A 24501-nucleotide genomic window follows, 5' to 3' on the forward strand; every position below is an offset into this window, starting at 1 on the left:
AAAGCAATCGGTTTTGCAGGCTTGTTTGCCATGTACCGGCTGTCGGGTGACTGACAAGGGTTATTTCCTTCAATACCCAGGGGGCACCGCTGATTACCTTGACCGGGTCATTCCGACTCATCAGGGAGCTTTTCATGAGCGTGTTCATTTCAATGGCGGCCTTTGCGCTGGCATCTTCCATTACCCCAGGGCCCGTCAATATCGTTGCATTGAGCGCTGGTGCGCATTACGGCTTCTGGCCGGGCATGCGGCATGTTCTGGGTGCCACGCTGGGTTTCACGCTGCTGTTGGTGCTGATTGGCTTCGGTTTGTACGAAACCCTGCAGCAGTGGCCGTTTTTGACACGCGTCATTCAGTGGGCGGGCGTGGCGTTTCTGCTGTACATGGCATGGCGTCTGGCGAGTGATGACGGGCAACTGGGCATTGCGCGGGAGGGACGAGGACCGTCGATGCTACGTGGCGCGGTGATGCAGTGGCTCAACCCCAAGGCCTGGCTGGCGTCGTTGGCCGGTATGGGGGTGTTCGTCGCCAATGGTGAAGCCACACTGATCTGGCAATTCGCAGCCATCTATTGTGTGGTGTGTTATGCGTCGCTGGGGTGTTGGGCGTATGCGGGGAGCTTTCTCGGCACCTACCTGCGCAACGCGTCAGGCGTGCGGCTCTTCAATCGGATCATGGCCTTGCTGCTGGTCGGCTGCGCACTGTATCTGCTGGCGTGAAGAGAGCCAGCAGGCCACCGCTTTACGACCGGTACTGTCCGGGGGTTGCGGCCACATGCTTTTTGAATTCGCGTTGAAAGTGGGCCTGGTCGGCGAAGCCGTTTTCCAGAGCCACGTCAGCAATCAGCCGACCATTTCTCAATTGGGTACGGGCGTGTTGAATACGCCGATTGAGCAGGTAGGCGTGAGGTGTCATGTGGTAGCGCTGTTCGAACGAGCGGATCAGATAAGACGCCGACAGGTTGGCCGCCTTGCAGACATCCGCAAGTTTGATGGCTTGAGTGAAGTGGTCATTGATGTACTCGGCCGCACGAGCCACACGTGGTGAAGGTTGTGACGACGTTGCTGGCAGGGTGCCAAGCGTGCGCTGCATCAGGTTGAAAAATGACACAGCGGTGCAGTGCTTTTCCAGCGTGTCGACATCTGCATCAGTCAGGGTCTGGTAAAGCTCCAGCAGTGCGTTGAACAACGCCGGGTCTTTACTGTGGGTCGGGAGCAGAGGCACAAAGCCAGGCGAGCCTGCACGCTGCTGAATCTCGCCGAGCCATTGACTGTCTACGTACAGCATGATGTATGACCAGGGCTGGTCTTCAATCGGATTGCAGGCATGCACGTCCCCTGGGTTCATCAGTACCACGGTGCCCGCAGCAATGCGCTGTGATGTTTTTTCGTGCAGGTACGTGCTTTGCCCTGCGGTCACTGCGCCGATCGAAAACACCTCATGGGAGTGCCGGGCATAGCACAGCTTGCGGCCATCCAGCACCGAGCGGGCTTCGATGAAAGGCAAGCGATCGTCTCGCCAGAAGAAAGGTGTAGCGCCTGATGCGCTGGGAGGCGTGATGTTCATGCTGATATCCCGTCGGCAGAGCGCCGAGGGTAGCGTATCAAGGGCAGTATTTGCCATGCCGGGCGACGGGGTGTGCAGCGCTGGCGCGTCCATACGGCCCGTCTTCCGCTGGCCTGCCAGGGAGGCAGGCCGGGAATGACACCACGCAGGTTTTACTTTTTGACAGGCACGATTTGGCCAATCTGACCGTTTACCGTCTGAAACTGCACGTACTTATCGTTGATCTGCACCCATACGCTCTCCTTTCCAGGCTCTTCCAGACCTTTGCTTTTCCAGTCCAGAACGGTCGAGCGGTCACGGCGATATTTCTCGGGTACGCGGGAACCCACTTCGAGTTCGTGCGAGTTGTCTTTTGATTCGGCGACCTTGGGCTCGGGCGCGTCTGCGGCGTGAATCGGCAGGCTGACGGCCGAGAAACAGCCGAGCAAGGTCATGCAGGCGATCAAGGATTTGCTGTTCATGTAAAGACTCCCAGTCTGTGTCGTGATGCGATGGCTTAATGCCTTTCGTATTGACTGGGACCTTCACCCTGAAAAATCATTCGATCTGTTTTATCAGGCTCATCCGCGCAATGCGGCTGCGATGCTGATGGACAAAGGCGTGGTGGGGCGCCCGATCAGTGTGCTCAATTGGCGGCTATCGTCAAAAAGTGCGCCTTTGGCTGCGGCGGCGTCGGAGTCGGCCAGCAACTGGGCGACAAAGTCCGGCAAGCCTGCTTCAAGCAGCGCGGCTGCAAATTCCGCTTGCGGCAGGTCAACGTAGGGCAGGGGCTTGCCGCTTTGTTTTGACAATTCAGCGGCAAAATCAGACAGCGTATATGCGTCATCACCCGCGAGCTCATGAATGCGCCCGCTCTGATCCTGGGGTGAGGTCAGTACCACAGCGGCAGCTATCGCAAAGTCGAGGCGCGATGCCGAGCTGATTTTGCCGTCTGCTGCACTGCCCAGCAGTGCTTCATGGGCCAGCGCACCAGGTATCCCAGCGGTGTAATTCTCGGAGTACCAGCCATTCCGCAGCAGCGTGAACGGCACGCCGCTCGCGCGCAGATATGCTTCGGTGTCGCGATGTTCTTTTGCCAGGCCCAGGGCCGAAGTGTCAGCGTGCAAAACGCTGGTGTAGGCGAGCAGTTTCACTCCGGCCTGCTTCGCAGCATCAATGACGGCCTGATGCTGTGGCACGCGTTGGCCGATTTCGCTGGACGAGATCAGCAGCACTTTTTCGGCACCCGCAAACGCGCTGCTCAGCGTGGAGGGTTGCGAATAATCGGCCTGACGAACGTGAACGCCCAGAGCGGCGAGGTCGGTGGCTTTTTCCGGACTGCGTACCGCAGCAACAATCCGGGAGGCGGGCACACGGCCAAGCAGTTGCTCAATGACGAGGCGGCCCAGTTGGCCGGTGGCACCAGTAACGACGATCATGACGTGCATCCTTGAATGGCATTGAAAGAAGCACCGAGGATAGTCATAGTACTAACCTTTGGTAAGTACGCACAAAAAGGTAAGTGTCATGAGCGAATCTGCAACTCCCGTCTTGCCGAACGCGGGCGAGTCTCTGCTTGAAGCGGTGCGTCAGGGCCAGGTGCTCGCTTCCGATTGCCCATCGCGCATGGTGCTCAATCACGTCTGCAGCCGCTGGGGCGTGCTGGTGCTGGTCGTATTGCGCGGTGGCATGCACCGCTTCAGTGAGATTCGACGCAAGATTGGCGGCGTGAGCGAAAAGATGCTCGCCCAGACCCTGCAACATCTGGAGCATGACGGTTTCGTCAATCGCAAGTCGCTGCCGGTGGTGCCGCCACATGTTGAATACCGGCTGACGACGATGGGCGAAGAAGTCGCCCGGCAGGTCGAAACGCTGGCGACGTGGATTGAAACCAATCTGCCGAGCATCATGCAGGCGCGTGAAGCATCCAGCGCTACCCAGGCCGCCGCTGTACTTACCGTCACCAACAAGACTCTCGCGACGCCCGCAAGCGAAGCACACGCCGAGCCAGCGTGACGCTTTCTGACAGAATCTTCATCCTGCGATTGGCGGGGTGATCGCCTGTTGCTCGACGCTTCTTGGTATGGTGCGCGCCGAATTGATCGTTTACGTGTCCAGTTACCTGCTCTGTTGCAAGGTTTGCCATCCACCGAGAAGCTGTAGAAATGCCAGATCCTATTCCCCTCAAAGACCACGAAAAAGAGACCCGGCTGGTCAATAACCGCCTGATTGCCTGTGCCGTACTGGTCGCCCTGCTTGCCTGCTGCTTGATTGCGCGCATGTACTTTCTGCAGGTTACCGAGTTCGATTACCACTCGACCATTTCTGAAAACAACCGTGTACACGTGCTGCCGATCCCGCCGGAGCGCGGTTTGATCTTTGATCGCAATGGTGAGGTGCTGGCGGACAATCGTCCCAGCTTCAACCTGACGCTGACCCGCGAACGCGCTGGCGACTGGCACAAGGTAATCGACGAGTTGATGACTCTGCTGTCGTTGCCGGACGAAGACCGCATCCTGTTCGACAAGGAGCTCAAACAGGTTCGCCACCCGTTCGAGCCCGCGACCTTGTTGTACGAGTTGACTGAAGAGCAGATTGCCTTGCTTGCGGTGAACCAGTACCTGCTGCCGGGCGTGGACGTCGCCGCGCAGTTCGTTCGGCATTATCCGTTGGGCGCACACTTTGCCCATTCCATCGGCTATGTCGGGCGGATCAATGAAAAAGAAGCCTCCCAGCTCGACAACGAATACCGCGGCACTCAGTCCATCGGCAAGACCGGCATCGAGCGTTTTTACGAGTCGGAGCTGCATGGGCACGTGGGTTATGAAGAAGTGGAAACCAACGCCCAGGGTCGTGTCTTGCGGGTCTTGAAACACACCGATCCGGTGCCCGGCAAGAACATCACCCTCAGCCTGGATGTGCACCTTCAGGAGGCAGCAGAAAACGCGCTGGGCGATCGACGCGGGTCGGTTGTGGCACTGGATCCGGAGACCGGCGAAGTGCTGGCGATGGTCAGCAAGCCCAGCTTTGACCCCAATCTGTTCGTGACCGGCATCAGTTTCAAACAGTACGCCGCCCTGCGTGATTCTATCGACCGACCGCTGTTCAACCGTGTGCTGCGCGGGCTGTACGCACCAGGTTCGACGGTCAAGCCCGAGGTAGCGATTGCAGGGCTGGACAGCGGCGTGGTCAATGCTTCGACGCGGGTATTCGACCCCGGCTACTTCCAGCTGCCGGACTTCGATCACAAGTACCGCAACTGGAACCACAGCGGGGATGGCTGGGTGGACATGGACACCGCGATCATGCGATCCAATGACACCTACTTCTACACCCTGGCCCACAAGCTGGGCATTGATCGGCTGCACGATTACATGACCATGTTCGGTATCGGCCAGAAGGTCTCGCTGGACATGTTCGAAGAGTCGGCAGGGCTGATGCCGTCACGCGAATGGAAGCGCGCGACCCGTCGGCAGGCGTGGTTCCCGGGTGAGACGGTCATCCTGGGTATCGGCCAGGGCTACATGCAGGTCACGCCGCTGCAGCTGGCGCAGGCGACCTCGCTGATCGCCAGCAAGGGCGTCTGGCATCGCCCTCATCTGGCGACAGAAGTGGGGCATGTCGCGCCGGTGGACGAGCATCCGATGCCCAATATCGTGCTGCACGATCCCAATGAATGGAATCAGGTCAACGAAGGCATGCAGATGGTGATGCATGATCCGCGAGGCATCGCCCGTGACGCGGCCAAGGGCGCGCAGTACCGCATCGCTGGCAAGAGCGGTACCGCGCAGGTGGTGGCGATCAAGCAAGGCGAACGCTACAACCGCCTCAAGACTCTGGAGCGCAACCGCGACAACGCGTTGTTTGTCGGCTTCGCTCCCGCCGAACATCCAAAGATCGTTGTTTCGGTGACCATCGAAAACGGCGAGGCGGGCGGTCGGGTCGCAGGGCCGGTGGTGCGTGAGATTCTGGACGCCTGGCTGCTGGACAATGAGGGCAAACTCAAGCCGCAATATGCAGCGCCGGTCAAGGCGACGGGCAGTCCGCACGCCTGATCGCTTCGCGATACATGTCGCCCTGACCTTGCCTGAACGGGGCTCAGGTTGACTGAACTGTCGAGCGTGCAATGGGTCGACCACAACGTGTGCGGCAGAGCGCCGCGCACGTTTATCGCGTGTTGAAACCGATCCCCATTGCCTCGACAAGGAACCCCTCATGTCCAAGACTATCGCCGACCACCTCGCGCAGACCCTCGCAGCGGCAGGCGTTTCCCACATCTGGGGGGTGTCCGGTGACAGCCTCAATGGCTTGACCGACAGCCTTGAGCGCACCGATTCAATCCGCTGGATGCATACCCGTCACGAAGAAGTCGCCGCGTTCGCCGCCGGTGCCCAGGCGGCTTCCAGTGGCAAGCTGGCGGTGTGCGCGGGCAGCTGCGGACCCGGCAACCTGCACTTGATCAATGGCCTGTACGACTGCCATCGCAATCGCGTTCCGGTGCTGGCCATTGCCGCACAGATACCGTCTTCGGAAATCGGCCTGGATTATTTTCAGGAAACCCACCCTCAGGAACTGTTCAAGGAGTGCAGCCATTTCGTCGAACTGGTCAGCAGCCCTGAGCAGTTCCCGCGTGTACTTGAGCGCGCCATGCGTGCCGCGATCAGCCAGAAGGGGGTAGCCGTCATCGTGTTGCCGGGCGACGTCGCCCTCAGTGAATCTCCGGACGTGAAAGCCAACTGGGTCGATATCACGCCGCCCGACGTGATTCCTGCCGAGCAGGACCTGCAAGCGCTGGCGGACAGGCTCAACAAGTCCAAGGCCGTTACCCTGTTGTGCGGTGCCGGTTGTGCGGGTGCACATGAGCAAGTGGTCGCGCTGGCTGAAAAGCTGGGCGCACCGATCGTGCACGCACTGCGGGGCAAGCAGCACGTCGAGTACGATAATCCGTTCGATGTCGGTATGACCGGTCTGATCGGTTTCAGCTCCGGCTATCACGCCATGTTGTCGTGCGACACGCTGGTGATTCTTGGCAGCAGCTTCCCGTACCGAAACTTCTATCCGGAAAAGGCTGAAATCCTTCAGATCGACCTTGATCCGACCCAGTTGGGGCGTCGTACGCCGGTGGCACTCGGCCTGGTGGGTGGCGTACGTGAGACGCTTGACGCATTGCTGCCCAAACTGATCCCGCACACAGACCGTCGTTTTCTCGACAAGGCTCTCAAGCATTACGCCAAGGCTCGCGAAGAGCTGGACGACCTCGCAACGCCGACGCCTGCCGATACACCAATTCACCCGCAGTACCTGACGCGTCTGGTTGACGAGCAGGCGGACGCCGACGCGATCTTCACCGTTGATGTTGGTACACCGACGTTATGGGCGGCGCGTTATCTGCACATGAACGGCAAACGCAGCCTGCTGGGCTCGTTCAACCACGGCTCGATGGCCAACGCGTTGCCGCAGGCACTGGGTGCCAAGGCAGAGCACCCGGACCGGCAGGTGGTTGCACTGTGTGGCGACGGCGGTTTGTCGATGCTGATGGGCGATCTGCTGAGCATCCGTCAGTTGAATCTGCCGATCAAGATGGTGGTGTTCAACAACAGCTCGCTGGGCTTCGTCGACATGGAAATGAAAGCCGCCGGTTATGTGCCCCATGACACCGACCTGCACGAGACCAACTTTGCCGGCATCGCGCTGGGCGCAGGTATCCTGGGTCTGCGCGTGACAGATGCGGCAGAGCTGCCTGCAGCACTGCGCAAGGCGTTCGACCACCCTGGCCCGGTGCTGATCGATGTGGTGACTGCCAAGCAGGAGCTTGGCATCCCGCCGAAGATCAAGCTGGCACAGGCCAAAGGCTTCAGTCTTTACATGATGCGTGCCGTATTCAGCGGGCGCGGCAGCGAAGTGCTGGAGCTGGCCAAGACCAACCTGCGCTAATCGTAGACCGCGACCGAGGGCTGGGCGTCAGCCGGGTGATTGATGCCGTCGCTCGTATTTACAGGGTCCAGCTCGAACGGGTTTACACCTGCCAGGCAGCCGACGTTGTAACCGAACTCATTCGGGTTGGAGCGTCGTCGGTGGTGGGTATAGACCCCGCAGCGTGTGCAGAAATAATGCACCGCCGTGCGGGTATTGAATTGGTAGGACCTGAGCACGCTCTGACCGTGCAGCACCCGGAGACCTTCCTCCGCTACGGTGGCGACAATAGCGCCTCTGCGCTTGCACATCGAACAGTCACAGCGTCTGGGATCGACGATGCCGTCCGGCAGTTCAAGCTCCAGTTCTACCGCGCCGCAGTGACATGATGCTCTGTGTATCGGGGTTATCTGGGTGTCGCCGACTCTCTTGATCATGGGGGTTTTCCCTTTCTGACGTACCTTCAGGTTAATACCTGAATGCTCTCCTGCCCAATCCAGTCGTCGATCAGCACAGGCGTACAAGCCACAACCGGTATATTCGTGCCTACTGTCGTCAAAGCCTCGTCTTGCAGGCACCCTGACAAACAGAGTTCTGGAACCCCTCATGAATCGCAACGACCTGCGCCGCGTCGACCTCAATCTGCTGGTGATTTTCGAGGCGCTCATGTTCGAGCGGAATCTCACACGGGTGGCCGAAAAGCTGTTCATCGGTCAGCCCGCCGTGAGCGCAGCACTGGGCCGTTTGCGCGACCTGTTCGACGACCCTCTTTTGCTGCGCAATGGCAGGGCGATGGAGCCTACTGCGCGGGCGCTGGATATCCTCAAGGAGATACGCCCGGCGCTGGATACCATTTCTGGTGCGGTCAGCCGCGCCAAGGAGTTTGATCCGTCAACCAGCTGTGATGTGTTCAGGATCGGTTTGTCCGATGACGCCGAGTTTGGCCTGCTGCCGCCTCTGCTGTCGCGGCTGCGTGAAGAGGCGCCGGGCATCATCGTGGTGATTCGTCGCGCCAATTACCTGCTGTTGCCGGCGCTGTTGGCGTCGGGCGAGATATCGGTCGGGGTCAGCTACACCGTTGACCTGCCAGCCAACGCCAAGCGCAAGAAGCTGCGTGATATCGGCTGCAAAGTCATTCGTGGCGATATGCGTCCAGGGCCGTTGAGCCTGGATGACTACTGCGAACGGCAGCACGCGATGGTGTCTTTTTCCGGTGACCTGAGCGGCAATATCGATCTCGACCTGGCGCGCGTCGGGCGCAGTCGCAAGGTGGTGCTGGGTGTGCCTCAGTTCAACGGACTCAGGGCTTTGCTGGCCGGTACCGACCTGATTGCCACAGTACCGGATTACGCTGCCTGTGCATTGATCGAAGGCTGCCAGTTGCGTGCCGAAGATCCGCCATTCCCCATCGTGCCTGCCGAGCTGTCGATGGTCTGGAGCGGCGTCCATGACAATGATCCAGCCGAACGCTGGTTGCGCTCGCGTATCGCCGAGCACATGTCTGCGCCGTTGGATGTCGTGACACAGGCATAACGGGGTCAGACGCAAAGACAGCACATACGCTCAATTTCTGACGCCTGATTGACGGCACTATCGTTATGGTTCTGGTCGCTCCACCTCAAGCTGTGTGGGGGCCGCATACCCTAATCGAAACCTGTTGCCGGAGCTGTTGGCCATGTCTGATCCCGTCCGTCTCGACACAGAAGCACGCATTGTCGGCAGCGCTGTGTTCAATGAAGTGGTCACGCTGGTGATCAAGCACCGGGTCAAGGCCGGTCAGGAAGCCAGTTACGAGCAATGGCTGCGCCGCATCGTGACCATCGCCAGTGGGCAGCCGGGCCATCTGGGTGTCGACGTGATACGAGGCAAGGATGGCGGCCTGCACATGTTCACCAGCGTCCTGCGTTTTCATTCGACCCAGGCCATGCAGAGCTGGATGGACTCCGACGAGCGCCGTCAGCTGGTTCAGGAAGCCGCGCCGATGCTTGCCGATGGTGATCAGACGCAGGTCAATCCGCACAACGAATTCTGGTTCACACCCGCCAATGAAGAGAGCAGCCCGCCGCCCCGCTGGAAGCAGGCGTGTGTGTCCTTCATGGTGATCTTGCCCCTGACCCTGCTGGTTCCGTTGCTGTGGGGGCCGCTGTTTGCCCGCGTGCCGTCGTTGTCCGGCTACTTCATCAGCACTGCGCTGGTAACCATCACCATCGTGCTGCTGGTGGTGTACCTGATGATGCCCGCCGCCACGCACCTGTTGGCGCCGTGGCTCAACGCTTCGGCTAAAAAATCACAAGGGAAGTGATCTGATGACTGACGAGAAAACCGATCTGCAGCGCCGGCGATTTGTCGCCAACGGCTCATTGTTGAGTGCTGCCGCCGCGATTCTTCCCTCATGGTCGCTTCCCGGCCTTGCCAGTGCTTCTCAAACTTCCGCCAAAGGTGCATCGATGAACGTCGAACTGATTCTCTTCAACGGCCAATTCCACACGGTCGACCGTGAAAAACCCAAGGCCAGCGCCGTGGCGATCAGTGGCGGCCGTTTTGTCGCCGTCGGCAGTGACGCCGAGGTGATGGGCTTGCGTGGTAGCGCAACGCAGGTCATCGACTTGCAAAAGCGCACGGTTATTCCGGGCCTCAACGACTCTCACTTGCACCTGATTCGTGGCGGTTTGAACTACAACCTTGAATTGCGCTGGGAAGGCGTGCCGTCTCTGGCCGATGCGCTGCGCATGCTCAAGGACCAGGCCGATCGCACGCCGACCCCGCAGTGGGTGCGTGTAGTGGGCGGCTGGAACGAGTTTCAGTTTGCCGAAAAGCGCATGCCCACTCTCGAAGAGCTGAATCAGGCCGCGCCGGACACTCCGGTTTTTGTCCTGCACCTCTACGATCGTGCTTTGCTCAATCGTGCTGCACTGCGCGTGGCTGGTTATACCCGTGATACGCCAAACCCGCCGGGCGGTGAAATTGTGCGCGATGCGCAAGGGAATCCGACCGGCATGCTGGTGGCCAAGCCCAACGCCATGATTCTGTATTCGACCCTCGCCAAAGGGCCAAAGCTGCCGCTCGAATATCAGGTCAATTCGACCCGTCAGTTCATGCGCGAACTCAATCGACTGGGACTGACCAGTGCCATCGACGCGGGAGGCGGTTTTCAGAATTACCCTGACGATTACGCCGTCATCGAACAGCTGGCCCGCGAACAACAGCTGACCGTCCGGATCGCCTACAACCTGTTTACCCAGAAACCCAAGGAAGAGCTGTCCGACTTCAAGCACTGGACCAGCACCGTCAAGCTGCATCAGGGCGATGACTTCTTGCGGCATAACGGGGCAGGGGAGATGTTGACCTTCTCCGCGGCCGACTTCGAAGACTTCCTTGAACCGCGTCCCGACCTGCCGCCGGGCATGGAAGGCGATCTTGAACCTGTGGTTCGTCACTTGGTCGAGCACCGCTGGCCGTTCCGTTTGCACGCCACCTACGACGAGTCGATCAGCCGCATGCTGGACGTGTTCGAGAAGGTCAACCGTGACATCCCGTTCAATGGCTTGCCGTGGTTCTTTGACCACTGTGAAACCATCACGCCGAAAAACATCGAGCGTGTCAGAGCGCTGGGCGGCGGTATCGCCATTCAGGACCGCATGGCGTTCCAGGGCGAGTATTTCGTCGAGCGTTACGGCGCCAAAGCGGCCGAGATGACCCCGCCGATCAAACGCATGCTGTCGGAAGGCGTGCCAGTCGGTGCAGGCACAGACGCCACGCGTGTCTCCAGCTACAACCCTTGGACCTCGCTCTACTGGATGGTCAGCGGCCGCACTGTAGGCGGGTTGGAACTGTACCCCGAAGGCTTGCCGCGTGAGACTGCGCTGGAACTGTTCACCCACGGCAGTGCGTGGTTTTCTTCCGAGCAGGGCAAGAAGGGCCAGATCAAGGTCGGGCAGTTGGCGGATCTTGTAGCGCTTTCTGCGGACTACTTCAGCGTCGAGCCCGAGGCCATCAAATGGATCGAATCCGTACTGACTGTCGTAGGCGGCAAGGTGGTATTCGGCGCCGGTGATTTCGAGACACTGGCCCCGCCGAGTCTGCCGGTGCTGCCGGACTGGTCACCGGTTGCCAAGGTTCCAGGTCACTGGCGTCCAGCCTCGCCGATGCTGGCGCAGGTTCACCAGTGCAGCGGCCCGTGTGCCGTGCATTCGCACAGTCATGAGCGGGCCAGGCTTTCCAGTGCACCCGTCAGCGACTTCCAGGGTTTCTGGGGCGCTTTCGGCTGCTCGTGTTTCGCGTTCTGATCGATTTACTCAACAGGTGGGCAGGGTCGGCACGCGTTGTCGTCTCAGCCACGGATGATAAAACCCCAAGGAGACAATCATGAGCACTCCCTACAATCGTTTGAACAAAGATGACGCAGCCGTTCTGTTGGTCGATCACCAGACCGGCCTTATTTCTCTGGTGCAGGATTTCTCGCCCAACGAGTTCAAGAACAACGTGCTGGCGCTGGCTGACCTGGCCAAGTTCTTTGGTCTGCCAACCATTCTGACCACCAGTTTCGAAAGCGGTCCCAACGGCCCGTTGGTACCCGAGCTCAAGGAAATGTTCCCTGATGCGCCTTACATTCCGCGTCCGGGTCAGATCAACGCGTGGGACAACGAGGATTTCGTCAAGGCTGTGAAAGCAACCGGTCGCAAGCAACTGATCATCGCCGGCGTAGTGACTGACGTCTGCGTCGCGTTCCCGACATTGTGCGCGCTGGCGGAAGGTTTTGAAGTATTCGTGGTCACCGATGCCTCTGGCACTTTCAACGAGACTGTCCAGAAAGCCGCATGGGCCCGCATGAGCGCGGCTGGCGCACAGTTGGTCAACTGGTTCTCGGTAGCGTGCGAGTTGCAGGTCGACTGGCGCAACGACATGGAAGGCTTGGCCAACCTGCTGTCCCAGCGTATCCCAAACTACCGCAACCTGATGAACAGCTACAGCGCCTTCACCAAGTAAGCGTCCTGCGCAACACCCCGTGGAAGTGACCGATTGGTCACTTCCACGACCCTCCAGTACCGGTATCCGTTATTTTGTAGTGAGAAAAAATAATCACTACATAATCATTGACGGACCCACTTTCCTTTTGCATTATGCAGCTGTCTCCCTGATCGGGAGCGTCGCAAAGATGTATTGAACAGGCTCGGCAAGCCGTCGAGATGTTCCCGGATGTAGGCTGCCCACAAGGCAGATTGATGAAGCTGACCTGGCCTGATTGTCGTAAAGACGAGAAGCTGGCGAAACGACCTCATGATGCTTGTGGCAGATCGTTGAACGATCGGCAGGTTTTTGGGTTTCGCGACTTCTTCTCTCTTCGATGACGCTGTCATACGCAGCTTTGCATCAAGGCTACCTGCATGTCCTTGAGGGCTGGAACTTCAATCAATGATCACACTTCTGTGTGGGCGCTGATTGTCCGGCGAATGAACTTGATGAATAAACCATTGAACAGTTTACGAGCGAAGGAGCATCAACATGAATATCAATGCCGCCCATACTATTGATGAACTGGCTCGTCTGTTTGCCGTTCGCAAAGATACACTGGATAACCACATTGTCTGGATTACCGACGCCGGTGAAGTGCATGTCGACGCCATGGCGCCGCACTCGACGGAAGACGAATTCCGTGACGCCCATCCAGAGCTGCGCGTTGCGCTGAAGATGTTCCGCCGCGGCCAGGGCTACGTCGGTAGAAAGGCCGCGGCTGACAAGGCTTTCATGGAGAAGACCCTGCGCGACCTCAAGGCCGAATGGCAAAAGACACAGCGCCATGCGCACAGTCAGGTCGCCTGACAGGAACACATCGGCATCACAGTGAAATGTGAAGTGACGCCGCCATTGACGTCTGCTCTCTTTGCAGTAGAGGGCAGACGTTTCTGTTTGAACTGATGCCGTTTTAACGTGGTGCGATCACAGCGTTGAAGTGTTTATCGCAGTGCGGTTTTTAAGTGCGGCAGGTTGTTGTTGGATATTCAATGATCGAATGCGGAGTGACAACTATGTGTCTGTTCATGAGTGTGCAAGACTGCTCGGCACCTTCCGTAATTCGGTACTTGGGCCTCTGGCACGTTTGATATCACGTTTGGTTGATTCAGAACCGCGGTCGTATGCAAGGCTGCTGCGCTTTTGGTGTGCGTCTGCAAATTTTGCAGTGGCGCGGGATGACTCTTGTCACGTGTGACTTTCTGGGTTTCCCGTTTCAGATGTCTCTGTATTGACGTTGATGTGTGTCAATACTGAGAAAATTCTTGCCAAAAAATTGTACAAAGCCAGTTGGTTGGTATAGATTTTTGGCTTGAGTCGGCGCGTCTGGCGCTGTTTTTGCCGGTTTCGGTATAGACCACACCGCTGACTCTTCAGATTCTTCCGGATGCCTGCCTGGGCATCCAGTCCTTGTCCGAGGCTGCCAATGGTCGCGCCCAAATGGCTATGGTGGTTGCTGCTGCTGAGCAGCAGTGTATGTGCCGACTGGCGCGAGTCATTGCCCAATGCTCATGTGGTCGGGCACGGTGACCTGAGCCTTTTCGGGTTCAGGATCTACACCGCCAGACTCTCCAGCACGGCCACGCCTTTTACGGCGGATGCGCCGCTCGCGCTGGAACTCACCTATCACCGTGCCATCGACCGCGCCGACCTGGTTGACGCCAGCATTGACGAGATCAAACGTATCTCGGGTGCTGGCGTCAGCGCTGAACAGCTCGCGACATGGCGTCAGCAAATGAACCTGTCGTTCGTGGACGTGCAGCCGGGCATGAAGATTACCGGTGTCTATCTGCCGGGTCGTGAAGCGCGGTTTTATGTCGGCGAAAAATTGCAGCATGTGGTTCCTGACAGTCAGTTCGCCAAGGCGTTTTTTTCTATCTGGCTGGACCCCAAAACGCGTAATCCCGATTTGAGAGCGCAGCTTCTCGGTGCCCCTGACCGTTGATCTTTTCCGGAGATCCCATGTTTAGAAAGTGGATGTTGTTGCTTTGCTTGGGCGTCACCCTCGCCGGTTGTGGCGGTGTGCCAGTCAGCCATTACCGTCAGGAGTCACCACGACTGGACCTGCGTGAATATTTCACCGGTCGTGTCGAGGCGTGGGGCATGTTTCAGAAACGCTCGGGCGAAGTCACCAAGCGTTTTCACGTGATCATCAACGGCCGCAGCGAAGGGGAAGTGCTGGTCATGCATGAAGCGTTCAGCTACAGCGACGGCACCACACAGGTCCGGGAATGGCGTTTGCGTCCTGATGGCCCAGGACGCTGGAAGGGCACAGCTGGCGATGTGGTTGGCGAGGCCACGGGTGAAGTGGCAGGCAACAGCTTTCACTGGCGCTATGTGCTGCGATTGCCAGTGGGCGACAGTGTCTACGACGTCAGTCTGGACGACTGGATGTATCTGATTGACGAGAAGACGATGGCCAATCGTTCATCAATGACCAAGCTGGGTGTTGAAGTCGGTCAGATCACGCTGTTCTTCCGCAAACCGTAAAGGGCGATGGTGGTTCGCCCTTCAACCGCCTGTCATGTTCATGAAGCGAACTACCTGCACGCCGTCGTCGTGGGTGAAGTTATGGCTCCAGGGCTTGATCTGCATGGCGTCGATGATGGCCTTTTCCAGCTTGTGCGGTTGACCGGGATTGGCCCGCAACACTGACTTCAGGTCCACCGAATGTTCATTGCCCAGGCAAAGCAGCAGACGGCCTTCGACCGTCAGACGCACCCGATTGCAGGTGGCGCAGAAATTGTGGCTATGGGGTGAAATAAAGCCGATCCGGATGCCAGGTGCTTCGGCCAGGCGCCAATAGCGCGACGGACCCTGTGTCGAGTCCGTTGATGGCACCAGCGTGTAGCGCTCGGCAATACGTTCACGTACCTGATCGCTGGAGCAGAACGACTCGGCGCGGCTGTGTTCGCTGATAATGCCCAGCGGCATCTCTTCAATGAACGACACATCCAGGTTGCGATCAATGGCGAACGCCAGCAGATCGTTGACCTCGTGGTCGTTACGGCCTTGCATCACGACACAATTGAGCTTGGTGTGTACAAAACCTGCGGCGTTCGCGGCGTCAATTCCAGCGATGACCTTGTTCAGGTCACCGGTACGGGTCAACTCACGAAAACGGTGTGGGTCGAGGCTGTCGAGGCTGATGTTCAACCGCGTGACACCGGCCTTGAACAGCGGGGCGGCCAGCTTGTCCAGCTGAGAACCGTTGGTGGTCATGCACAGTTCACGCAGGCCGGGCAGGGCGGCAATTCGCTCACACAGGCCGACCACGCCGGCGCGCACCAGCGGTTCGCCACCGGTCAGACGAATTTTGCGCGTGCCTAGAGCGACAAAGCGCTCGGCCACTTGGAGAATTTCTTCCAGCGAGAGTATTTGCTGGCGAGGCAGAAATGTCATCTCTTCGGCCATGCAATACACGCAGCGAAAATCGCATCGGTCGGTGACCGACATACGCAAATAATCGACCTTGCGGGCAAAGCGGTCCATCAGCACAGGTTCTGACATTTAACTTCTCAGTTGTTCATCCATTGGCATTCAGACGTTCGACGCCAACGTACCACGAGGGTTTAAATCTTTTGCGCGTTGCAGGCTGTGCGGTTTCGCATCCGGAGTCGCACAAGGTTCATGTGAATGTTCACATAGTAGCCACAGGTCAGCGGTAATGCACCGCCCTCATGCTCTCACGCTAACCGAGTCGAAATGCCGCAGTCCAATCGCTTGTTCTGATAGCGTCATTGATCTGCTCTATTGCGGACGCGCGAGGGCGGTTTATGGATCTGCATGAGCCCCGGCACTGCGCTCGTAACGCTCCAGCAATGGTTGGATGCTGATGCCGTGCACCAGGATGCTGAGCGCCACTACTGACAGCGTCATACCAATCACTATCGGGGTCGTGTCGTCCGCCAATCCATGTGACAACGCGAAGCACAGGTAGTACAGGCTGCCAATGCCGCGAATGCCGAACCAGCCGACCAATGCTTTTTGTCGAAGGTTCAGCAGGCGTCGACTGACCAGCAGCCAGACACCCGTTGGGCGGATGATGCAGAACAACGCCGCAGCCAGACCGACCGCACGCCAGTCCCAGTAAAGCGAAAGCGCTGCGCCCAACAGGGTGATCAACAGCACCTCCATCGCCCGTTCTACCAGGCTGCCGAACGCCAGAATGTCACCCATCATGACGCCAGCGGCCAACTGCGAGTCGCTCAAGTCTTCGGCTTCAGCTACGGTGCCTTTCTCCAGCGAAGCGGTCATGTGACCGAGCACCGGTTGCGCGACGTGTTCGGAGGGCACCTCCGACCGGGTAATACGCGCTTCGGCCTGGCGCAGTCCAAGCCCTGCCGCGAACACCGCCAGGAAGCCGAACGCAGCCACACTCTGTGCTACCACATACGACAGCGCAATCAGCGCCAGCGCCAGGAAGTCATTGGAAGACGTGGTGCTGTCGGCGTTTCTGATGCGCAGGTAGATCATCAGGTGGCCGACGCCTCGACCCATGCCGTAGCCAATCAGCAGACCCGCAGGTACTGCCCAGATCAGATCATTCAGCAGCCAGTGACCGAGCCAGTCGGTGGTGGACTCGCCTGAACTCAGATACAGCAGGGCAAAAATCACGAAGGGAAACGCCGTACCGTCATTCAGACCGGCTTCGCCAGACAGCCCGAAGCGCAGACGGTCCTGGTCCTGAGCACCATTGACCTGAACCATCCCGGCCAGAACCGGATCGGTTGGCGACAGTATTGCACCCAGCAAAAGAGCCACGCCCCACGACATGTTGAACAGGTAATGTGCTGCCAGGCAGGTACCGGCGATGCTTGCGAGCATGACCGGTCCGGCAAGCCAGTACGCTGAGCGCCAGGCTTTGCAGTTGAGCGGCAAGCGCAGTTTGATCCCGGTGCTGAACAACGAGAACAACACCGCTGCTTCTGTCAGATGTTCAATCCATATGTAGGAATGTTTGACGTCCAGTGTCAGCAGTCCCAGGCCCATGGGGCCGATCGAGAAGCCGAATGCCAGGCACACGGCCGAGGTTGTCACAGGCATCCAGCGCAGGTAGGAAGAGGTCAATGCCAGCAGCATCAGGAGCACGCCCAGCACGCCCACACAGATAATAAATGTCATAAAGGAAGAACCATCGTAAAGGCGCCGTAAAGGCAGGCGCTAACGTGGGACTGCCGTGTCTGGCAATAAGTTGAAATAAATTGCCCTGCGCTGACAGGCGTGCGCATACACCGGCCGCAGGCTGATGAGGTTCAGGCTGCGGCGTCAGTGCGAATCCAATGCCAGGGGCGAGGTGCGAGCGATTAGCGCTCGATGCTGCGACTCCAGCGCGCGTTCCATTCAGGGCGGATCTGGTTGACCTGGTCCCAATCGATGGTCACTGCCGTTTCGAGGTATTTGTTCATGGCTTGCACCTGACCCCGGGTCTTGTCGGTGGTCGGTGTTTTCGGGTTGGAAGGGATCTGGTCGCCGAACTCGAGCGCCGGCGCCTGGGCCTCAGGCGTCAGCAGATAAGCAGCGAGCTTCTGCGCCAGCTCCGGTTGAGAATTGTTGGCGATGGTGCATTCCGCCACGTTCAAAACCACACCGCCTTCCTTGGGTGGCGCGTATTCCACTGGCACACCCTTGATCTTGAGTGCGGTCACCTGAGTGGGCGTCAGGGGAAACAGTGCCGCTTCATCGGTCTGAACCATTTCCGAGATCTTTGCCGAGCTGGCGATGTATTCCAGCACGTTGGGGCCGACGGTTTTTGGCCAGGCCTTGAAGCCTGGCTCCACGTCTTTTTCGCTGCCGCCCTGAATGCGGTTGAACATCAGGAAACCGTGCAGGCCGAACGTCGAGGAGGCGAGGGACTGAAACACTACCTTGTCCTTGAAGCGTTTGTCGGCCAGGTCCATCCATGAGGTTGGCGCGCTCCAGCCCTTTTCCTGGAACATCCGTGTGTTATAGGCCAGCCCTGTTACCCCGAGGCTGACGGCGGCTGCCTGCTCCTTGATTTTCGCTTTGGCAGGGAGGTCGCTCAGTCCGGCGCTGGGCTGCAAGGTGTCGCACAGCCCCATGGAGATTGCCCGGTACATGATGCCGTCATCCAGAAAGATTACGTGCATCTGCGGGTTGTCCTTGCTGGCCTGCACCTTGGCAAGAATGTCCGCCGACGTGCCGGGCACTATCACCACCTTGACGTTGTTGGCTTTTTCAAAGGCCGGCAGCACCTGATCGGCATAAAGGCGCTCCATGGTTCCACCGTTCATGCCCAGGTAAAGCGTGGTTTCGGCATGAGCGGGCATCGAGGCAAGCATCGCTGCCACGGACAAACACGACAAAGCGGACAGGCATGAAAAACCGGGCAGTGCGATACGGGTGTTGTTCATAGTGGCGACCTTCCTCTGTGCAATGGGATGACGTTCGAAACGGGTTTGACGGCAGCAGATGTGACATGCGCCGGCTGAAAGCGACCGACGGAAAAAGCATCCAGCGGGATCGACGATTGGCCCTCGCAGACCCATTCGGCCAGCGCTTCGCCAGCCGCCGGTCCAATCTGAAAGCCTGCTCCCGCAAAACCGAAACCATGCAGCAAGCCTGGCTGCATCAGGCTTGGGCCCAATACAGGCTCACGGTCCGGCAGGTAGCCTTCAGTGCCACTCCAGGTGCGAATGGCATGCGCACCGGCGAGGGGTGGATATAATTCAACGGCGTTACGCAGGATCTCCAAGACTGCCGCCTGGCCCGGTCTGGCCCGCGCCGGGTCAACGGCAAACCCCTGGCCTCCGCCCAGCACGCAATTGCCGCGTGCCACCTGACGTGCATAGATCCCACCGCCTTCAACGCCGGTACTGACGTCCATGAACATCGGCAGCGGCTCGGTGACCAGCATGGCGGGATGACCGGAATACATGGGCACCGGTTCGTTGAATTGTGCTGCCAGCTCTCCGGCCCATGCCCCTGCGCAGTTGAGCAGCCAGGGGGCGCGAAGCTTGAGGCCACTGGCCGTTTCGACGATGAAGGCTTGACCGTCATGGCTGACCTGCGTGACCTGGGCCTGCTCGAACACCTGGGCACCTGACTGCCGGGCCGCACGGGCGAATGCTGGCGACACCAATCTTGGGTTGGCATGGCCGTCGTCTGCGCACAGTGAGGCACCGACCGCAACATCGCCTGCCCAGGGAAAGCGTGCGCGTAGCTGTTGACGGTCAAGCAACTGTAAATCCAGCCCGAATGCCTGGCTGGCCTCTGCGTAAGCGCGCAGGGCGTCCATGTCCTGTTCGCTGCGGGCCAGCTTCAGATGCCCGGACCGCGTGTATTCACCGTCGATGCCCAGCAATGCCTGCAGGTTGCCCCAGATCTGATGGGCGCGTTGCGACAGCGGAAGCTGGGACAAAGGGCGCCCCTGACGCCGAACACCGCCATAGTTGACGCCGCTGGAATGCGATCCGCAGAAGTCCCGCTCCAGCAGCGCAACGCGACGACCCTTGCGCGCCAGCGCGAGCGCCGCCGAGGTGCCGACAATACCGCCACCGATGATCAACGCATCGGTTTCGATCAGCGTGCTCATACTGAGGTCTCCAAGCCGAACGGCAAGGGTTTGATGGGTGACTGACCGCGCAGTCGGCCAATCTGGTCGACAGGTCGGTTGCTCTCGCAGGCAATGATTTCTGCAGCAGCCAGGCCGCACATCCGGCCCTGGCAGCGACCCATACCCACACGGCACATGGCCTTGACCCGGTTGATCTCCCAGTGACCGTCCTGCACGGTGCTGCGGATGTCGCCAGCGCTGACCTCTTCGCAGCGACAGATGAGGGTGGAGTCTGGCACGCGGGCGGCCCATTCTTCGGGGAACGGGAAAGCGGTTTCCAGCCCGTGGCGAAAGTGCCGGATGCGCCGCAAGCGGCTTTTCAGCGTGCTGATCCGGTCAGCGTCAATGGTATGCCCACTGTCTTGCAGCACACTCAACGCTGCCAGTTCACCGGCCATTTCCGCTGCGTCAGCACCCATGATTCCGGCACCGTCACCGGCCAGATACACAGTTGGCACACTGCTGCGTCCTGCGTCATCACACATGGGCAGCCAGGCGCGATTCAATGCGCTCCACTCGAAGGCGCAGCCCAGCAGGTCCGCCAGTTGTGTTTCGCTGCGCAATGCATGAGCGAAGGCGACCGCGTCGCACGACAGCTGTGTTGACCGGCCGTTGCGCATCCACTGCACGCCGCTGACTCGCTGTTCCCCGTCGACGCGTGTGAGTTCTGCGCCCTGATGCACCGCAATACCATGGGCTGTCAGCCATGCGCGATAATAGAGACCTTTGGCGAGGGTCAGCGGTTGGCCGAGCAGGGCGGGGAGGGCACGGCATTGTGCCGAAAACGGTGCGCTGTCCAGCACTGCCAGCACCTTCGCTCCGGCCTTGGCGTATTGATAGGCAACCAGATACAGCAGCGGCCCACTGCCGCAGAACACTACGTTTTCACCAATCGCGCAGCCCTGATACTTCAGCGCGATCTGTGCGGCGCCCAGGCTGTAGACGCCCGGCAAGGTCCAGCCAGGCACCGGCAGAATCCGGTCAGTGGCGCCGGTGGCCACGATCAGACGCCCATACGGGACGGTGTCGGCCTGCCCATTCTGCAGCGTATCAAGCTGTGCTGCTTCGGCATTCCAGACCAGCGTCTGCGGACGGTAGTCAATAACGTCCATCAGAGCGTCCAGCGTTTGGTGAACAGCGCTGGCCTTGCTCGCCTCAAAGCCGTACAGATCCTTGGCGGAGCGCTGAAAGTTTTCTGGCTGGCGGCGGTAGATCTGCCCGCCGCCGCGCAAGCCTTCATCGATCAGGCAGGGCTTTACCCCGTGGGCCAGCAGGGTCTGCGCGGCGCGGATACCCGCCGGGCCTGCGCCGACGATCACCACAGAATTATCGCTGACAGGCGTTTCGCTCATGACGTACGCCCCTGCTCGCGGCGCACGTCATGGCCCGCCTCCAGAAGCGTCGAGCAGGCTCTTACGCGTCGAGTGTTGCCCAGCCGCACCCAGCAATCCTGACAGGCACCCATCATGCAGAACCCCGCACGGGGTTCGGCACTGAAATCGCTGCCCCGCAGGTGCTCGCTGGCCGTCAGAACCGCCGTCAGCAGGGTATCGCCCAACAGGCCGCTTGCGGGCTGGCCATCAAGAGTGAACGGCAGGGTCGGTCTGTCCTGCTCGACAAGTCGTTTCATCAGTGCCATGACGTGAGAGGCTCCCGGCCTGAGGTTAATGTTTGCCGACCAGCACACGATCCAGGCCGTACACCCGGTCGAGGAGGATCATGGTGGCTGCGGTCAGGGCAATGACCAGCGCCGAGACGGCTGCCATCATCGGGTCTATGGATTCGGTGGCGTAGACGTACATGCGCACTGGCAGGGTCTGAGTGGCGGGTGATGTGACGAAAATCGACAGCGTCACCTCATCGAAGCTGTTGATGAACGCCAGCAACCAGCCGCCCGCGACGCCCGGCAGAATCATCGGCAGCGTGATCTCGCGAAACAGCGTGAAACGGCTGGCCCCCAACGACTCGGCGGCGTGCTCGGCGCTGCGGTCGATGCCGATTGCCGCAGCCAGCACCAGGCGCAGCACGTAAGGGGTAATCACCAGCACATGCGCGAAGATCAGCCAGGTGAAGCTGCCATTGACACCCATCAGCGCAAACAGCCGCAGCATCGCCACACCGAGCACCAGATGCGGAATGATGATCGGCGAGAGAAACAGCGCGTTGAAAAAGTTGCGACCGGGGAAGCTGTGGCGGGTAATGGCGAGCGCTGCCGGTACGGCGATCAAAGTGGCCAGGCTCGCCGACACGAACGCCAGCATCAGGCTGTTGTAGAAGGCATCAATAAAATCCGCCCGCTCGAATACTGCCCTGAACCAGCGCAGCGAAAACTCCGTAGTGGGCAGGCTCAGGGTGTTTTCCGGGGTAAATGCCACCAGACAGACCACTACCAGCGGCGCCATCATGAACACCACCACCATCGCATGAAACGACAAGGCCAACGGACCGTTTCTGGACATCAATCATTCCCCCAGCGTTTTTTTGTAGCGGCCTTCAATCATGCGGTTCCATGACAGCATGACCACCAGATTCACCAACAACAGGGCGACGGCCAGGGTCGCACCCATGGGCCAGTTCAACTCCGAGAGGTATTGGTCGTAGACCACCGTAGCCACCATCTTCAGGCGTCTGCCGCCGAGCAGTCCCGGAATGGCAAAGGAGCTTGCTGCCAGGCCGAATACGATCAGCGAGCCGGACAGCACACCAGGCATGACCTGCGGCAGCACGATCAATCGCATCACTTTCGCCTGGCTGGCGCCCAGCGACAGTGCAGCCTGTTCGGCGGTGTGGTCGAGCTTCTGCAGTGACGTCCAGACCGGAATGATCATGAACGGCAGCATGACGTGGACCAGTGCGATGATGACCGCGAAGGGCGTATACAGCAGTTTCACGGGACGTCCGCCCATGGCCTGGATCGCCTGATTGACCAGCCCGTCCGCGCCCAGCAGCAGGCTCCAGCCAAAAGCGCGCACCACCACTGAAATCAGTAGCGGCGTGAGGATCACAATAAGAAAGATCGAGCGCCAGGGCGTGCCCATGCGGCTCAGGATGTAGGCTTCCGGCACTCCGATCATTACGCAAAGCAATGTGACCAGCGCGCTGATCCAGAACGTGCGAAGAAAGATTTCATAGAAGTACGAATCGGTGAGGACGGCGATGTAGTGGTCCAGCGTATAGCTGTCACTTTTTACGCCGACCTGATAATCGAAGACATTGAACGACAGCAGCAGGGTCAGGCCCAGCGGCAAGACCAGCAGCCCTATGTACAGCGCAAGCGCCGGCGCTGACAGCCAGTAACCGCGGCGCCCCTGACGCATTTCGGTCAGCAGGCTCATGCGCGTACCTCATCGGCTTCCAGTACCCGCAGCAGTTCGCTCGGCCAATCCATGCCCACAGCCGTGTCCGGTTCCAGTGGTGCCTGCCCGTCGTTACGCCGCACCACGGTCACTTCGCCAACGCCTGTCTGAATGCGGTACAACCATTGGCTGCCGAGGAAATAGCGCATCACGACACGTCCAGAAAGACGTCCGCATCCCGGTGCGACCAGATCGATCTTCTCCGGGCGCAAGCTGAGGGTCAGCGCGCCTTGTCCTGGCAATTGTCGAATTTGTGGGCAACCCGTGTTGTCCAGATCGCCTTGCAGCAAATTGGCCTTGCCCACAAAACCTGAAATGAACGGGGTGCGTGGATGTTCGTACAGTGCGTAAGGCTCGTCTATCTGCGTGATACGACCAGACTGCATGACCACGACCCTATCGCTGATCGACAGGGCTTCGGCCTGATCGTGAGTGACCATCAGGGTAGTGATGCCCACTTCATTCTGAATGCGGCGGATTTCGAACTGCATTTCTTCGCGCAAGCTGGCATCAAGGTTGGACAAGGGTTCATCCAGCAGCAATACCGGTGGCTCGATGACCAGCGCGCGGGCCAGTGCAACTCGTTGCCGTTGCCCTCCGGACAACTCGCGAGGATAGCGCTCGGCATGCTGATCCAGGCGAACCAGCGCCAGCACCGCAGCGACCCTGCGTTGAATCTCGGCGGCCGACACTTTGCGCATGCGCAGGCCGAAGGCCACGTTGCCGGCGACAGTCATGTGCGGGAACAGCGCGTAGCTCTGGAACACCACTCCCAGGCCTCGACTGCTGGGTTTGGCGTGGGTGATGTCGCGACCGTCCAGCACAATGCGCCCGGCACTGACTTCAACGAAGCCCGCGATCATTTGCAGGGTGGTGGTTTTGCCACAGCCGGAAGGGCCGAGTAACGAGACGAACTCGCCTTTCTCAACGGCCAGGTGGGTCGCGACAACAGCGTCTATGGAACCATAGCGTTTGGAAAGACCTTCGAGTTGCAGAAATGACATGCCTGCTTCCACCTTGTGTGCGTGCGCGCCGGGGCACGCTTTTGTCATGGGCAGATGCGAAATGAAGTCATGCAATTCTGTGGACGTTGGTGCTCGC

General features: G+C 59.3%; 24 protein-coding genes. 11 read left to right on the plus strand and 13 right to left on the minus strand.

Going from position 1 to position 24501, the window contains the following annotated elements; translation table 11 throughout:
- Nucleotides 1-134: 134 nt before the first annotated feature.
- Complete coding sequence (locus KDX37_RS23585; RefSeq protein ID WP_231655428.1) at nt 135-719, plus strand: LysE family translocator; 585 nt, start codon at nt 135-137, stop codon at nt 717-719.
- Nucleotides 720-741: 22 nt separating this feature from the next.
- Here the strand turns inward: KDX37_RS23585 and KDX37_RS23590 are convergent, their stop codons facing one another.
- The 3 genes from KDX37_RS23590 to KDX37_RS23600 form a co-directional block, all read right to left on the minus strand.
- Nucleotides 742-1566 (minus strand): helix-turn-helix transcriptional regulator, encoded by an 825-nt coding sequence (locus KDX37_RS23590; RefSeq protein WP_231655429.1) that lies wholly within the window; start codon nt 1564-1566, stop codon nt 742-744.
- Nucleotides 1567-1718: 152 nt separating this feature from the next.
- On the minus strand, nt 1719-2027 hold the full coding sequence (locus KDX37_RS23595) for an RcnB family protein (protein WP_231655430.1): 309 nt from the start codon (nt 2025-2027) through the stop codon (nt 1719-1721).
- A gap of 99 nt (nt 2028-2126) precedes the next feature.
- Nucleotides 2127-2984 carry an SDR family oxidoreductase gene (locus KDX37_RS23600; RefSeq protein ID WP_231655431.1) on the minus strand — a complete coding sequence of 286 codons (858 nt, stop codon included), beginning with the start codon at nt 2982-2984 and terminating at the stop codon, nt 2127-2129.
- A gap of 88 nt (nt 2985-3072) precedes the next feature.
- Between KDX37_RS23600 and KDX37_RS23605 the strand changes: the two genes are divergently transcribed.
- From KDX37_RS23605 to poxB, 3 genes are all read left to right on the plus strand, one after another.
- The gene (locus KDX37_RS23605) at nt 3073-3561 is read left to right on the plus strand and encodes a winged helix-turn-helix transcriptional regulator (protein WP_231655432.1); all 489 of its coding nucleotides are present in this window, start codon (nt 3073-3075) and stop codon (nt 3559-3561) included.
- Nucleotides 3562-3710: 149 nt separating this feature from the next.
- Nucleotides 3711-5600 carry a penicillin-binding protein 2 gene (gene mrdA / locus KDX37_RS23610; protein ID WP_231655433.1) on the plus strand — a complete coding sequence of 630 codons (1890 nt, stop codon included), beginning with the start codon at nt 3711-3713 and terminating at the stop codon, nt 5598-5600.
- Nucleotides 5601-5760: 160 nt separating this feature from the next.
- Complete coding sequence (poxB, locus tag KDX37_RS23615; RefSeq protein ID WP_231655434.1) at nt 5761-7479, plus strand: ubiquinone-dependent pyruvate dehydrogenase; 1719 nt, start codon at nt 5761-5763, stop codon at nt 7477-7479.
- Here poxB and KDX37_RS23620 read toward each other — a convergent pair.
- On the minus strand, nt 7476-7895 hold the full coding sequence (locus KDX37_RS23620; RefSeq protein WP_231655435.1) for a GFA family protein: 420 nt from the start codon (nt 7893-7895) through the stop codon (nt 7476-7478). The two genes, poxB and KDX37_RS23620, sit on opposite strands and share 4 nt — an antisense overlap.
- A gap of 169 nt (nt 7896-8064) precedes the next feature.
- Here KDX37_RS23620 and KDX37_RS23625 point away from each other — a divergent pair, with 169 nt between their 5' ends.
- From KDX37_RS23625 to KDX37_RS23655, 7 genes are all read left to right on the plus strand, one after another.
- Entirely contained in the window at nt 8065-8991 is a 927-nt protein-coding gene (locus KDX37_RS23625) for a LysR substrate-binding domain-containing protein (protein ID WP_231655436.1), read from the plus strand.
- Nucleotides 8992-9133: 142 nt separating this feature from the next.
- Nucleotides 9134-9760: an antibiotic biosynthesis monooxygenase gene (locus KDX37_RS23630; protein WP_231655437.1), complete on the plus strand. Its 627-nt coding sequence runs from the start codon at nt 9134-9136 to the stop codon at nt 9758-9760.
- Nucleotides 9761-9905: 145 nt separating this feature from the next.
- Nucleotides 9906-11744 carry an amidohydrolase gene (locus tag KDX37_RS23635; protein WP_231655464.1) on the plus strand — a complete coding sequence of 613 codons (1839 nt, stop codon included), beginning with the start codon at nt 9906-9908 and terminating at the stop codon, nt 11742-11744.
- 79 nt (nt 11745-11823) lie between these two features.
- Nucleotides 11824-12444 carry an isochorismate family cysteine hydrolase YcaC gene (gene ycaC, locus KDX37_RS23640; RefSeq protein WP_231655438.1) on the plus strand — a complete coding sequence of 207 codons (621 nt, stop codon included), beginning with the start codon at nt 11824-11826 and terminating at the stop codon, nt 12442-12444.
- Nucleotides 12445-12960: 516 nt separating this feature from the next.
- Entirely contained in the window at nt 12961-13278 is a 318-nt protein-coding gene (locus KDX37_RS23645; protein ID WP_231655439.1) for a hypothetical protein, read from the plus strand.
- 616 nt (nt 13279-13894) lie between these two features.
- A complete protein-coding gene (locus tag KDX37_RS23650; protein ID WP_231655440.1) occupies nt 13895-14413 on the plus strand; it encodes a chalcone isomerase family protein in 519 nt (172 codons plus the stop codon).
- A 17-nt stretch (nt 14414-14430) separates the two neighbouring features.
- Entirely contained in the window at nt 14431-14958 is a 528-nt protein-coding gene (locus tag KDX37_RS23655; protein WP_231655441.1) for a DUF3833 domain-containing protein, read from the plus strand.
- 21 nt (nt 14959-14979) lie between these two features.
- Here KDX37_RS23655 and moaA read toward each other — a convergent pair whose 3' ends face one another.
- From moaA to KDX37_RS23700, 9 genes are all read right to left on the minus strand, one after another.
- A complete protein-coding gene (moaA, locus tag KDX37_RS23660) occupies nt 14980-15978 on the minus strand; it encodes a GTP 3',8-cyclase MoaA (protein WP_231655442.1) in 999 nt (332 codons plus the stop codon).
- 264 nt (nt 15979-16242) lie between these two features.
- A complete protein-coding gene (locus KDX37_RS23665; protein ID WP_231655443.1) occupies nt 16243-17592 on the minus strand; it encodes a cation:proton antiporter in 1350 nt (449 codons plus the stop codon).
- Nucleotides 17593-17774: 182 nt separating this feature from the next.
- Nucleotides 17775-18842, minus strand: coding sequence for an ABC transporter substrate-binding protein (locus KDX37_RS23670; RefSeq protein WP_231655444.1), 1068 nt, complete (start codon nt 18840-18842; stop codon nt 17775-17777).
- The gene (locus tag KDX37_RS23675) at nt 18839-20023 is read right to left on the minus strand and encodes an NAD(P)/FAD-dependent oxidoreductase (protein ID WP_231655445.1); all 1185 of its coding nucleotides are present in this window, start codon (nt 20021-20023) and stop codon (nt 18839-18841) included. The genes KDX37_RS23670 and KDX37_RS23675 overlap by 4 nt, the downstream gene beginning before the upstream one ends.
- Nucleotides 20020-21396 (minus strand): NAD(P)/FAD-dependent oxidoreductase, encoded by a 1377-nt coding sequence (locus KDX37_RS23680; protein ID WP_231655446.1) that lies wholly within the window; start codon nt 21394-21396, stop codon nt 20020-20022. Before KDX37_RS23680 ends, KDX37_RS23675 begins: the two co-directional genes overlap by 4 nt.
- Complete coding sequence (locus tag KDX37_RS23685; protein WP_231655447.1) at nt 21393-21683, minus strand: (2Fe-2S)-binding protein; 291 nt, start codon at nt 21681-21683, stop codon at nt 21393-21395. Before KDX37_RS23685 ends, KDX37_RS23680 begins: the two co-directional genes overlap by 4 nt.
- Nucleotides 21684-21708: 25 nt before the next feature.
- A complete protein-coding gene (locus KDX37_RS23690) occupies nt 21709-22503 on the minus strand; it encodes an ABC transporter permease (protein WP_231655448.1) in 795 nt (264 codons plus the stop codon).
- A gap of 3 nt (nt 22504-22506) precedes the next feature.
- Entirely contained in the window at nt 22507-23379 is an 873-nt protein-coding gene (locus tag KDX37_RS23695; RefSeq protein WP_231655449.1) for an ABC transporter permease, read from the minus strand.
- The gene (locus KDX37_RS23700; protein WP_231655450.1) at nt 23376-24404 is read right to left on the minus strand and encodes an ABC transporter ATP-binding protein; all 1029 of its coding nucleotides are present in this window, start codon (nt 24402-24404) and stop codon (nt 23376-23378) included. Before KDX37_RS23700 ends, KDX37_RS23695 begins: the two co-directional genes overlap by 4 nt.
- Nucleotides 24405-24501: the final 97 nt, after the last annotated feature.

The sequence above is a fragment of the Pseudomonas californiensis genome (assembly GCF_021147775.1).
Classification (GTDB): domain Bacteria; phylum Pseudomonadota; class Gammaproteobacteria; order Pseudomonadales; family Pseudomonadaceae; genus Aquipseudomonas; species Aquipseudomonas californiensis.

What these genes read in the sequence shown, in the direction of transcription:
- KDX37_RS23675 (WP_231655445.1), bottom strand. Translation starts at nt 20,023, where the DNA reads ATGAGCACGCTGATCGAAACCGATGCGTTGATCATCGGTGGCGGTATT.
- KDX37_RS23685 (WP_231655447.1), bottom strand. Translation starts at nt 21,683, where the DNA reads ATGGCACTGATGAAACGACTTGTCGAGCAGGACAGACCGACCCTGCCG.
- KDX37_RS23620 (WP_231655435.1), bottom strand. Translation starts at nt 7,895, where the DNA reads ATGATCAAGAGAGTCGGCGACACCCAGATAACCCCGATACACAGAGCA.
- KDX37_RS23695 (WP_231655449.1), bottom strand. Translation starts at nt 23,379, where the DNA reads ATGAGCCTGCTGACCGAAATGCGTCAGGGGCGCCGCGGTTACTGGCTG.
- mrdA (WP_231655433.1), top strand. Translation starts at nt 3,711, where the DNA reads ATGCCAGATCCTATTCCCCTCAAAGACCACGAAAAAGAGACCCGGCTG.
- KDX37_RS23655 (WP_231655441.1), top strand. Translation starts at nt 14,431, where the DNA reads ATGTTTAGAAAGTGGATGTTGTTGCTTTGCTTGGGCGTCACCCTCGCC.
- KDX37_RS23590 (WP_231655429.1), bottom strand. Translation starts at nt 1,566, where the DNA reads ATGAACATCACGCCTCCCAGCGCATCAGGCGCTACACCTTTCTTCTGG.
- KDX37_RS23595 (WP_231655430.1), bottom strand. Translation starts at nt 2,027, where the DNA reads ATGAACAGCAAATCCTTGATCGCCTGCATGACCTTGCTCGGCTGTTTC.
- moaA (WP_231655442.1), bottom strand. Translation starts at nt 15,978, where the DNA reads ATGTCAGAACCTGTGCTGATGGACCGCTTTGCCCGCAAGGTCGATTAT.
- KDX37_RS23650 (WP_231655440.1), top strand. Translation starts at nt 13,895, where the DNA reads ATGGTCGCGCCCAAATGGCTATGGTGGTTGCTGCTGCTGAGCAGCAGT.
- KDX37_RS23605 (WP_231655432.1), top strand. Translation starts at nt 3,073, where the DNA reads ATGAGCGAATCTGCAACTCCCGTCTTGCCGAACGCGGGCGAGTCTCTG.
- KDX37_RS23670 (WP_231655444.1), bottom strand. Translation starts at nt 18,842, where the DNA reads ATGAACAACACCCGTATCGCACTGCCCGGTTTTTCATGCCTGTCCGCT.
- KDX37_RS23630 (WP_231655437.1), top strand. Translation starts at nt 9,134, where the DNA reads ATGTCTGATCCCGTCCGTCTCGACACAGAAGCACGCATTGTCGGCAGC.
- KDX37_RS23665 (WP_231655443.1), bottom strand. Translation starts at nt 17,592, where the DNA reads ATGACATTTATTATCTGTGTGGGCGTGCTGGGCGTGCTCCTGATGCTG.
- KDX37_RS23600 (WP_231655431.1), bottom strand. Translation starts at nt 2,984, where the DNA reads ATGATCGTCGTTACTGGTGCCACCGGCCAACTGGGCCGCCTCGTCATT.
- KDX37_RS23625 (WP_231655436.1), top strand. Translation starts at nt 8,065, where the DNA reads ATGAATCGCAACGACCTGCGCCGCGTCGACCTCAATCTGCTGGTGATT.
- KDX37_RS23645 (WP_231655439.1), top strand. Translation starts at nt 12,961, where the DNA reads ATGAATATCAATGCCGCCCATACTATTGATGAACTGGCTCGTCTGTTT.
- KDX37_RS23690 (WP_231655448.1), bottom strand. Translation starts at nt 22,503, where the DNA reads ATGTCCAGAAACGGTCCGTTGGCCTTGTCGTTTCATGCGATGGTGGTG.
- KDX37_RS23680 (WP_231655446.1), bottom strand. Translation starts at nt 21,396, where the DNA reads ATGAGCGAAACGCCTGTCAGCGATAATTCTGTGGTGATCGTCGGCGCA.
- ycaC (WP_231655438.1), top strand. Translation starts at nt 11,824, where the DNA reads ATGAGCACTCCCTACAATCGTTTGAACAAAGATGACGCAGCCGTTCTG.
- KDX37_RS23635 (WP_231655464.1), top strand. Translation starts at nt 9,906, where the DNA reads ATGAACGTCGAACTGATTCTCTTCAACGGCCAATTCCACACGGTCGAC.
- KDX37_RS23585 (WP_231655428.1), top strand. Translation starts at nt 135, where the DNA reads ATGAGCGTGTTCATTTCAATGGCGGCCTTTGCGCTGGCATCTTCCATT.
- poxB (WP_231655434.1), top strand. Translation starts at nt 5,761, where the DNA reads ATGTCCAAGACTATCGCCGACCACCTCGCGCAGACCCTCGCAGCGGCA.
- KDX37_RS23700 (WP_231655450.1), bottom strand. Translation starts at nt 24,404, where the DNA reads ATGTCATTTCTGCAACTCGAAGGTCTTTCCAAACGCTATGGTTCCATA.